Annotated in this window: 8 protein-coding genes and 1 pseudogene; 6 read left to right on the forward strand and 3 right to left on the reverse strand. The window is 70.9% G+C overall.

Annotated features, from left to right (window positions below):
- Together ABZT17_RS44130 and ABZT17_RS44135 are read left to right on the forward strand one after the other, a co-directional pair.
- Positions 1 to 147, forward strand: a pseudogene (locus ABZT17_RS44130) (4-hydroxy-2-oxovalerate aldolase); the annotation flags it as partial.
- A gap of 181 nt (positions 148 to 328) precedes the next feature.
- The gene (locus ABZT17_RS44135) at positions 329 to 1,057 is read left to right on the forward strand and encodes an IclR family transcriptional regulator (protein WP_356357836.1); all 729 of its coding nucleotides are present in this window, start codon (positions 329 to 331) and stop codon (positions 1,055 to 1,057) included.
- A 107-nt stretch (positions 1,058 to 1,164) separates the two neighbouring features.
- On the opposite strand, the gene ABZT17_RS44140 is transcribed toward ABZT17_RS44135, so the two are convergent.
- Both ABZT17_RS44140 and ABZT17_RS44145 read right to left on the reverse strand, forming a co-directional pair.
- On the reverse strand, positions 1,165 to 1,935 hold the full coding sequence (locus tag ABZT17_RS44140) for an SDR family oxidoreductase (protein ID WP_356357829.1): 771 nt from the start codon (positions 1,933 to 1,935) through the stop codon (positions 1,165 to 1,167).
- 3 nt (positions 1,936 to 1,938) lie between these two features.
- On the reverse strand, positions 1,939 to 3,471 hold the full coding sequence (locus ABZT17_RS44145) for a long-chain fatty acid--CoA ligase (protein ID WP_356357830.1): 1,533 nt from the start codon (positions 3,469 to 3,471) through the stop codon (positions 1,939 to 1,941).
- Positions 3,472 to 3,641: 170 nt separating this feature from the next.
- On the opposite strand from ABZT17_RS44145, the gene ABZT17_RS44150 reads away from it, so the two are divergent.
- Genes ABZT17_RS44150 through ABZT17_RS44160 form a run of 3 tightly spaced genes read left to right on the forward strand, consistent with a single transcriptional unit; the run spans position 3,642 to position 6,687 of the window.
- Positions 3,642 to 4,430: an enoyl-CoA hydratase-related protein gene (locus ABZT17_RS44150; protein ID WP_356357831.1), complete on the forward strand. Its 789-nt coding sequence runs from the start codon at positions 3,642 to 3,644 to the stop codon at positions 4,428 to 4,430.
- Positions 4,431 to 4,471: 41 nt separating this feature from the next.
- Positions 4,472 to 5,527, forward strand: a complete 1,056-nt coding sequence (locus ABZT17_RS44155; protein WP_356357832.1) for an alcohol dehydrogenase catalytic domain-containing protein — start codon at positions 4,472 to 4,474, stop codon at positions 5,525 to 5,527.
- 5 nt (positions 5,528 to 5,532) lie between these two features.
- Positions 5,533 to 6,687: an acyl-CoA dehydrogenase family protein gene (locus tag ABZT17_RS44160; protein WP_356357833.1), complete on the forward strand. Its 1,155-nt coding sequence runs from the start codon at positions 5,533 to 5,535 to the stop codon at positions 6,685 to 6,687.
- A 40-nt stretch (positions 6,688 to 6,727) separates the two neighbouring features.
- Here the strand turns inward: ABZT17_RS44160 and ABZT17_RS44165 are convergent, their stop codons facing one another.
- Positions 6,728 to 7,435 carry a TetR/AcrR family transcriptional regulator gene (locus tag ABZT17_RS44165; RefSeq protein ID WP_356357834.1) on the reverse strand — a complete coding sequence of 236 codons (708 nt, stop codon included), beginning with the start codon at positions 7,433 to 7,435 and terminating at the stop codon, positions 6,728 to 6,730.
- A 138-nt stretch (positions 7,436 to 7,573) separates the two neighbouring features.
- Between ABZT17_RS44165 and ABZT17_RS44170 the strand changes: the two genes are divergently transcribed.
- Positions 7,574 to 9,568 (forward strand): dehydrogenase E1 component subunit alpha/beta, encoded by a 1,995-nt coding sequence (locus tag ABZT17_RS44170; RefSeq protein WP_356357835.1) that lies wholly within the window; start codon positions 7,574 to 7,576, stop codon positions 9,566 to 9,568.
- Positions 9,569 to 9,748 lie beyond the last annotated feature (180 nt).

A 9,748-nucleotide genomic window follows, 5' to 3' on the forward strand; every position in this document is an offset into this window, starting at 1 on the left:
AGCTTTCTGCGGCACGCCGAGACCGCGGCCGAGCAGTACGGCCTCGACGCCCGCACCATCCTGGCGGAGGTCGGCAGGCGCGGCCTGGTCGGCGGGCAGGAGGACATGATCGTGGACATCGCCCTGGACCTGACCGCACAAGGCTGATCCTTTTGCCTCCACGTTGATTAGACCGATCGCCCCAATAAATCGGTGCACGGCTCTATCTCTGCGGCCGACGTCATTGATACCTTGACGCCGGCGCCGAACCAGAATTGATTTCAGGTTGAGCAGAGAGGCACCGACGATGACGTCTGCCCCTGTCCTGAGCGTTGCGCTGCCTCCGTCGATGATGGAGCGAGTGACGCTCATCATGGATCTTTTCGAAAGTCCCCAGACTCATCTGACCCTCGAAACGGTCTCCCGCCGGACCCAGCTGCCCCGCTCGACGACCCACCGCATTCTCGACCAACTGGTCCGGCTGGACTGGCTGCGTCACACGGAGGCCGGCTACGCGCTGGGGAACCGGGCGCTCGGCCTGGGCGGGCGGGAGATCGGGCACAGCGCACTGCGGGCGGCCGCCGCTCCGCATCTGCTGGATCTGGCCGTGCGCACCAGGATGGTCGTGCACCTGGCCGTGCTCGACGGGCCGGAGATCTACTACCTGGACAAGGTCGGCGGCCGGGCCGCCGTCGACATCCCCTCCCGGGTCGGCGGCCGGGCCGTCGCCCACTGCACCGGGCTCGGCAAGGCGATGCTCGCCTGGCTCAGTCCGGAGGAGATCGACGCACGGTACGCGCGGGTCATGGAACGCCGTACGCACCACAGCATCGGCCGGCTCGACCAGCTGCACCGTGAACTCGGCCTGGTGCGCCGCCGCAACGGGCTGGCGATCGACCGGGGGGAGTGCTATCCCGAACTCGGCTGTGTGGGGCTGGCGTTGCGCGGGCCGGAAGGACCGGTCGCGGCGGTCTCGGTGGTCGGGGACGGCCGCTCCTCGCTGGAGCTCGTGGCCCCGCTCGTGGTCGACACGGTCCGGGCCGTCTCCGACGATCTGTTCGGCACGGCCGAGGACTGACACCAGGACGCGCCGGACCCCGTCGCCTGGCGGGCAGCCGCGGGGCCACGCGCCGAGGGCCGCGGGATCCGCGGCCCTCGCAGACCTCCAACGATTCCCGGCACCCGTCAGTGCGCCGTCCAGCCTCCGTCCACCGTGAGCGTCGTCCCCGTCACGAAACGGGAGGCGTCCGAGGCGAGGAACACCGCCGCGCCACCCAGTTCCTGCACGTCGCCCACCCGGCCCAGGGGAGTGCCTCCCACGATCCGCTCACCCCAGCGGCTGTCCAGCAGGCCCGAGCTGAGGTCCGTACGGAAGTAGCCGGGCGCGAGGGAGTTGACCCGTACACCCCGGTCGGCCCACTCGACGGCGAGGGCCTTGCCGAGCGCCTCGAGACCGCCCTTGCTGGCGGCGTACGCGGCGATCCGCTCGAAGCCGGTGCGCGCGTGCACGGACGACACGTTGACGATCGACCCGGACCCCTGCGCCAGCATCACCCGGCCCGCCTCGCGGCAGCAGTAGAAGAGGCCCTGGAGGTTGATGTCGAGCACCCGCCCGAAGTCCTCGTCGGTGACGTACTCGCTGCGGGTGAAGTGCGGGCTGATGCCGGCGCAGTTGACGACGGCGTCCAGCCGCCCGGTCGACCCCGTGATCCGCTCGACCGTCGTGCGGACGGCCTCGGAGTCGGCGACGGAGGCGGGCAGCACCAGCACCTTGCCGCCGTACCCGGCGAGTTCGGCCTCCAGGCTCTCCAGGTCCGCGGCCGTACGGGCGGTCACCGCCACATCGGCACCGGCCTGGGACAGGGCGACCGCGATGGCCCGGCCCAGGCCCTTGCCCGCTCCGGTCACCCAGGCGGTTCTGCCGTCGAGGCGCAGATCGGTGTTGACGTCGGCCATGGCTCAGCCCTCCACGGGGATGTCGCGCAGGGTCCGCTTGAGGACCTTGCCCGAGGGGGTACGGGGAAGTTCGTCGACGAGGTCGAAGCGGACCGGCACCTTGAACTTGGCCAGCCGTTCCAGACAGAACTCCCGCAGCTCCTGCGGACCCGCGCCCGCTCCGGGCCGGAACACCACGAAGGCGCGCGGGACCTCGCCCCAGCGGGGGTGGGTGAGACCGACCACTGCGGCCTCCAGTACGGCGGGGTGCTCGTACAGCACCCGCTCGACCTCGGGCGTGGCGATGTTCTCCCCGCCGGAGACGATCATGTCTTTCTTGCGGTCGTCGATGTAGAGGTAGCCGTCCTCGTCGACGTGCCCGATGTCCCCCGTGTGGAACCAGCCGTCCCTGAGGGCGGCGGCGGTGGCCTTCTCGTCGCGCCAGTAGCCCGCGAAGACCTTCGGGCCGCGCAGCGTGATCTCGCCGAGCTCCCCGGCGGCAACCTCCGCGCCGGCGTCGTCGACGATCCGCACCCGCGTGTGCGGCACGGGACGGCCCACGGAGCCCAGCTTGGTGAGCGCGTGCTCGCGGTCCAGGAAGGTGTCACCGGACACGGTCTCGGTGAGGCCGTAGGCGTCGGCGAACCAGGCGTTGGGGAAGGCGCTCATGATGCGCCGCAGCACCGGCTCCGGGGTCTTCTCGCCGCCGCCGAGGACGAAGCGGACCGACTTGGTGTCGTACGACTCCCGGTCCGGGACCTCCAGGACCGCGTTCACCATCGCGGGGGCCAGCCAGGAGTTCGTCACCCCGTGCTCCTGGATGGCCCGCAGGACGCCCTCCGGGTCGAACTTCCGCTGGAGCACCACGCTCCCGCCCGCGTACAGCACCCCCAGGGCCGGCATGTCCAGGCCGCCCACGTGGTAGAGCGGCCCGCACACCAGCGTGGTGTCCGCCGCGGTCAGGCCGAAGTGGACGATATGGGCGAGGTTCTTGGCCTGCACGTTCCCGTAGGTGATGCGCACGCCCTTGGGCCGCGATGTGGTGCCCGAGGTGTACATCAGCCGCTGGAGGTCGTCCGGGCCGACGTCCACCGGCTCCACCCGGGCGCCGGGATGCCGCTCCAGGAGGGGCTCGTAGCCGGTCCACTCGGGAGACGGGGGCTCGCCGTCCACCAGCAGCCGGTGCCGGAGGTCGTCCAGCTTGGCGGCGATGCGATCGGCCGGGCGCAGGAACTCCGGCTCGGTCACGAGCACCTTGGCCCGCGCGTGGCCCAGGATGTACGCCCATTCCTCCTCGGACAGGCGGTAGTTCAGCGGCAGGAACACCGCGCCGACCCTGTTGACCGCGTAGAGCAGTTCCAGGAACTCGGGCCGGTTGTAGAGCAGCAGAGCCACGACGTCGCCGCGCCCGACGCCCAGCTCGGTCAGACCGGCGGCCAGCCGGTTCACCCGCTCATGGAGTTCGCGCACCGTCAGACGGCGGTCCTCCTGTGTCACGACCACGGCGTCCGGCCGCTGGGCGAGGTGGTAATCGAGGATGCTCGAGAAATTGTGCACGGCGACTCTCCGGCTCGGCGGCCGGGATTGTCCCGACCGGTCGGTTGCCCGTTACCAAGATTTAGTGTACCTCTTGGTCTATAAAACCTTGAGCCGCACTTTACGACGGAGCCCACTGGCCGACAACCATCCGGACGGGCCGAGTCGTCTCCCCCACCGAGGAGGGCCTCGTGCCTCGCATCCGCCTCGACACCGAAGGACCCGTCGTCACCGTCCGCCTCGACCATCCGCCCCTGAACGCCTTCGACACCGAACTGCGCTGTGAGCTGGCCGCCGTCGTGCGCGAGCTGGCGGACGACAGCGAGGTGCGGTCCGTCGTGCTGTACGGCGGTGAGCGGCTGTTCGCCGCCGGAGCGGACGTCAAGGCGCTCGCCCTGATGGACGCCGAGGAGGTCAGAGGCTGGAACCGGGCCCTGCAGCGGACCTTCGACGAGGTGGCACGGCTGCCGGTACCCGTCGTCGCAGCGATCACCGGGTACGCCCTCGGCGGCGGACTGGAGCTGGCCCTCGCCGCCGACTACCGGGTGGCCGCCGACGACGCGGTCCTCGGCCAGCCCGAGGTGCGGCTCGGCATCATCCCGGGCTCGGGCGGCACCCAGCGGCTGACCCGGCTGATCGGGCCGTCACGGGCGAAGAACCTGCTGATGACCGGCCGTCGGGTGGCCGCCGAGGAGGCGCTGCGCCTGGGTCTCGTGGACGAGGTCGTGCCCGCGGGCGACGTCCTTGACACCGCCCTGCGCTACGCCCGCCGGCTCGCCGAGGGGCCCGCCGCGGCTCTGGAGGCGATCAAGGAGGCCGTGGACCACGGTGCCGACGGGGCGCTGTCCGCCGGGCTGGCGCTCGAACGGTCCCTGTTCACCGGCGTGTTCGGCACGGTGGACGCCGCCGTCGGCATCCGGTCCTTCCTGGAACACGGGCCGGGCAAGGCCCGCTTCGAGGGACCCGCGCGGGACAACTGACCGCGCCGGGACGGTCGTACGACACGAAAGGGATGGCGACGATGAGGGCACTGCGCTGGCACGGTGCGCATGATCTGCGGCTGGAGGAGGTTGCCGACCCGCCGGAACCCGGGCCGCACGAAGCCGTGGTCGAGGTGGCCTGGTGCGGGGTGTGCGGCACCGATCTGCACGAGTATGTCGAGGGCCCGCACATGATCCGGCTCGATCCGCACCCGTTCACCGGAGCCAGTCCGCCGCTCGCGCTCGGGCACGAACTCAGCGGCACGGTGGTCGCGTTGGGCCGGGCGGTCCCGGGCATCGCGATCGGTGACCGGGTGACCGCCGACCCTGTCTGGCGGTGCGGGGTCTGCTTCTGGTGCGTGCGCGGCGAGTACCACATCTGCCCGAAGAGCGGTTCGATCGGGCTGGCCTCCTCCGGCGCCTTCGCCGATCTCGTCACCGTGCCGATCGCCGGGCTGACCCGGCTGCCGGACAACGTCAGCGACGAGATGGCCGCCGTCGCCGAGCCTCTGGCCGTGGGCCTGCACGCCGTCACCCGGGCGGGAGTGCGGCCGGGTGACAACGTCCTGGTGGTCGGCGGCGGACCCATCGGCTTCGCCGTCGTCCTCGCTGCCCGCCTCGCGGGCGCCGCCGGGCTGTATGTGAGCGAACCGCTGAAGGAGCGCCGAGAGAAGCTCCTCGAAGTCGGCGTGACCGAGGCCTTCGACCCACGCGAGAGCGACGTGCGCCGTGAGCTGTTCGTGCGGACCGGCCGCATCGGCCCCGACGTCGTCATCGACGCCACCGGAGTCCCCGCGCTCGCCGCCGCGGCCGTGGCGACCGTCCGGCGCGGCGGACGGGTCGTCCTGGCCGGTGTCGGACACGGCAGCGTCGAGTTCGACATGGGCCAGCTCGTCTTCTACGAGCGGTCGGTGGTCGGCACGCTCGGCTACAACTTCGACATCCCCCGAGTGATCGACCTGATGAGCACCGGCCGCCTGGACGCCTCGCCCCTGATCACCGGACGTTTCCCGCTCTCGGAAGGAGCCGAGGTCTTCGCGGACCTGGCGGCCGACCGCGCAAGGCACCTGAAGGTGCTGCTCACCCCGAAGGGATAAGTGCCATGGATTTCGACCTGCCGGAGGAGACGCGGGACCTGCAGGACATGGTCCGCGAGTTCGCGGCCAAGGAGATCACCCCGAACGCGGCCGAGTGGTCGGAGAACGAGCAGTTCCCGACGCACATCTTCACCAAGCTCGGCGAACTCGGCCTGATGGGCATGCTGGTGCCGGAGGAGTACGACGGCGCCGGCTCCGACACCGTCTCCTACGTCGCGGTCATGGAGGAACTGGGCGCCGCCGACCAGTCGGTGGCCTCCTCCTGGAACGCGCACTCCACCATCGCCACCCTTCCGCTGCTGGCCTACGGCACCGAGGAGCAGAAGCGGCGCTGGCTGGCACCGCTGGCGCGGGGCGAGGCCATCGGCGCCTTCGGCCTGACCGAGCCCGGCGCCGGTTCCGACGCCGCCGGCATCACCACCACCGCCCGCAGGGCGGACGGGGGCTGGGTGATCAACGGCACCAAGATGTTCATCACCAACGCCGGCACCGACATCAGCCAGGGCGTCACCCTGCTGGCCACCACCGGTCTGGACGGGGACGGGCGGAAACGGTTCGCCACCTTCTACGTCCCGACCGGCACCCCCGGCTACTCCTGCGGCGCCAAGCTGAAGAAGCTCGGCTGGCACGCCATGGACACCCGGGAACTGGTCTTCGACGACTGCTGGGTCTCCGACGACCACCTCATCGGCGAGGAGGGCGGCGGGCTGCGCCAGTTCCTCTCCGTGCTCGACAAGGGCCGTATCAGCGTCGCCGCGCTGGGTCTGTCGCTGGCCAAGGCCGCGCTCGCGCTCGCCGTCAAACACGCCACCGAGCGGCACCAGTTCGGCCGGCCGCTGTCCTCCTTCCAGGCGGTGGCGCACAAGATCGCCGACATCGGCACGGAGTTCGAGGCCGCCCGCTGGATGGTCTACCGCGCCGCCTGGCTCGCCGACCAGGGCCGCCCGTACAGCACGGAGGCCGCCATGGCGAAGCTGTACGCCTCCGAGGTCGCCAACCGTGCCGCCTCGCAGGCGGTGCAGATCCACGGCGGCTACGGCTATGTCCGGGAGTCGGAGATCTCGCGGTTCTACGCCGACGCCAAGATCCTCGAGATCGGCGAGGGCACGAACGAGATCCAGCGCGATGTCATCGCCCGGGCGCTGGTCAAGCAGGCGTGACAGGCCCCGGGGGCCGCGGCCGGCGCCGTGGTCCCCGCGGTCAGCTCGCCAGCGCGGTCGACCGCCACTCGGCCTCGGGGTCGAGCGGGAGATCGGGGCGGTCGCGCTTGAACGCCTCGGCCGCCGCCTCCACGTCCGGCAGGACGGCGCCCGGAGCGGCGAAGGCGCGCAGCAGGGTGTCGCAGTACTCGCGCGACAGCTGTGCCGCGTCCCAGCGGCCGTCCGGCTTGACCCACTGGTAGGTGTGGTTGTGCAGGTTGAGGAACTGCAGGGTGGCCACGCGCGCGTCGAGCGGGCGGAATCTGCCCTGGCCCATGGCTTCGGTGAGCAGCCCTCTGACCACGCGCTCGAAGGCGGCGCGCTGGCCCAGCAGGGTTTCCCGGGGAGCGCCGCTGAGGCTGCGGTAGTCGTGCTCGTAGACCCAGATGTGGTCGAGTCTGCGGATGATGATCGTCAGCAGGGACTCGGAGAGCAGCCGCAGCCGCACCAGCGGATCGGCCTCCAGCGCCTCTATCTCCCGGGCCCGGGCCAGCAGCGGGGTCATCACCCGGGACTGGATCTCGATCAGCAGGTTCTCCTTGGAGTCGATGTAGTAGTACAGCGCTCCCTTGGCGAGCCCGACCGCCCGGCCCAGGTCGCCCACGGAGGTCGCGGCGTAGCCGCGGCGGGCGAAAAGCTCCGCCGCGGTGTCGATGATCTTCTGGCGTCTGATCTCGAAACCCGGTCCGTGACCCGGTGGTCTGGGCATTGCTCGTCTCCCCGCCTGGTGCTCCGGGACCTCGTCGCCGGTGTGCTTGCAGCAGTTTGCTAGACCAAACGGTACATTAAAAGTAGGACTCAGGCGGTGCGGCCTCGTGCCGCCCGGGCGGACATTGCGAGGACGCGCATGACGACCGATGCACCACGGCTGACCGTGAACGGCTCCGCGCACGCGGACCAACTCCTGGAGATGTACCGGCGGATGCGCCGTATCCGGCGTTTCGAGGAGCGGGCCTCCGACCTCTACAAGGCCACCGAGATCCCGGGCTTCCTGCACCTGTCGATCGGCCAGGAGGCCAGCGCGGTCGGCGCCTGCTGGCCGCTCGGCGCGCGCGACGGCATCACCTCGACCCACCGAGGCCACGGCCACGTACTGGCCAAGGGCCTGGACTCCGCGTCGATGATGGCCGAGCTGATGGGCAAGGAGGCGGGCACCTGCCACGGCCGCGGCGGCTCCATGCACATCGCCGACCCGGGCCTCGGCATCTACGGCGCCAACGGCATCGTCGGCGCCGGACTGCCGATCGCCGCCGGGGTGGCGACCGCGGCGAAGCTGCGCGCCTCGGGCGATGTGGTGGTGGCGTTCTTCGGGGACGGCGCGGTGGCGCAGGGCATGTTCCACGAGGCCGTCAACCTGGCCGCCGTATGGGATCTGCCGGTGGTCTTCCTGTGCGAGAACAACCACTACTCCGAGTTCTCCCCGGCCGCCGAGCAGCACCGGGCCACCCTGTCCGCCCGCGCCGCCGGCTACGGCATCGGATACGCGCACGTCGACGGCAACGACGTCCTCGCGGTGGCGGGCATGATGACGGACGTCGTGGAGCGGCTGCGGCGCGGCGGCGGCCCGGTCCTGGTGGAGGCCGAGACCTACCGCTGGCACGGCCACTACGAGGGCGACCCGCAGCGCTACCGCAGCGCGGAGGAGGTCGCCGCCGCCAAGGACCGCGACCCGCTGCTGGTGGCGCGCCGGCACCTGGCGGCGGCCGGGGTGCCCGACGTGGCCGCCGACGCCGTCGACGAGGAGATCGACAAGGAGATCGAGGCGGCCGTCGAGTGGGCCAGGAGCCTGCCCGAGCCCGCCCCGGAGACGCTCCACGAGTACGTCTCGGCGCCGCGGCCCGTCATCGCCGAACCCGCCCCCGCCCAGGGCGAGATCTTCCGCTCCATGGACGCCGTCCGGCTCGCCCTGGAGCACGAACTCGCCGCCGATCCCACGGTGTTCGTGGCCGGTATCGACGTCGGCGCGGGCGGTAACGTCTTCGGGCTGACCCGGGGGCTGGCCGAGGCCTTCCCGGGCCGGGTGCGCGACACCCCGATCAGCGAGAGCGCGATCGTCGGCACGGCGGTGGGCGCGGCCATGGCCGGCATGAAGCCGGTCGTCGAGATCATGTACATGGACTTCATCGGAGTCTGCCTCGACATGCTGCTCAACCAGGCCGCGAAACTGCGCTTCATGACCGGCGGCCGGGCCTCCATGCCGCTCGTGGTGCGCACCCAGTTCGGCGCCGGACGCTCCTCCGGCAGCCAGCACTCCCAGAGCCTGGAGGCGCTGCTCGCCCACATTCCCGGACTGACCGTGGTGATGCCGTCCAACCCCGCCGACACCTACGGTCTGCTGCGCGCCGCCATCCAGGACCCCAACCCGGTCGTCTTCGTCGAGAACCGGCTCCAGTACGGGCTCAAGGGCCCCAAGCCGCCGGCCGACCACCTGATCCCGCTGGGCAGGGCGAAGGTGGTCCGTGAGGGCACCGACATCACCCTGGTCTCCTGGTCGCGGATGGTCCAGGACGCCCTCGCCGCCGCCGAGTCGCTCGCCGGGGAGGGCGTGAGCGTCGAGGTGATCGACCTGCGGACGATCGCCCCGCTGGACCGGGAGACGGTCCTCGCCTCCCTCGCCAAGACGAACCGGCTGGTCATCGCGCACGAGGCGGTACGGGACTTCGGCGTGGGCGCCGAACTGTCGGCGCTCGCCGTCGACGAGGGGTTCTGGCACCTGGACGCGCCCGTCACCCGGGTGGCACCGCCCCCCATGCCGGCGCCGTACACGCCCTCGCTCGAACGGATGTGGCTGCCCTCGCGCGACACCATCGCCGACACCCTGCGTCGGATCGCCGCGGTCTGAAAAGAGATACCCCCGGGAAGAATTCCCGGGGGTATCTCTTTGGTGTGCACCCGGCCCTTTGAATCGGCAGGACCCTTGCAGGACCGGCGACGATGAAAATACCGTCCCGTGCGGACCAATTGAATTCTAGACGTATTCAACGAACGAAAACAATACCCGCGGATACCCCGGAAACAAGAC

It is taken from the genome of Streptomyces sp. NPDC005648, from assembly GCF_040605395.1.
Taxonomy (GTDB): Bacteria; Actinomycetota; Actinomycetes; order Streptomycetales; family Streptomycetaceae; genus Streptomyces.

Excerpts from the sequence above, each read along its gene's own strand:
- ABZT17_RS44135 (WP_356357836.1), top strand. The coding sequence starts at position 329 with ATGATGGAGCGAGTGACGCTCATCATGGATCTTTTCGAAAGTCCCCAG.
- ABZT17_RS44140 (WP_356357829.1), bottom strand. The coding sequence starts at position 1,935 with ATGGCCGACGTCAACACCGATCTGCGCCTCGACGGCAGAACCGCCTGG.
- ABZT17_RS44165 (WP_356357834.1), bottom strand. The coding sequence starts at position 7,435 with ATGCCCAGACCACCGGGTCACGGACCGGGTTTCGAGATCAGACGCCAG.
- ABZT17_RS44160 (WP_356357833.1), top strand. The coding sequence starts at position 5,533 with ATGGATTTCGACCTGCCGGAGGAGACGCGGGACCTGCAGGACATGGTC.
- ABZT17_RS44155 (WP_356357832.1), top strand. The coding sequence starts at position 4,472 with ATGAGGGCACTGCGCTGGCACGGTGCGCATGATCTGCGGCTGGAGGAG.
- ABZT17_RS44170 (WP_356357835.1), top strand. The coding sequence starts at position 7,574 with ATGACGACCGATGCACCACGGCTGACCGTGAACGGCTCCGCGCACGCG.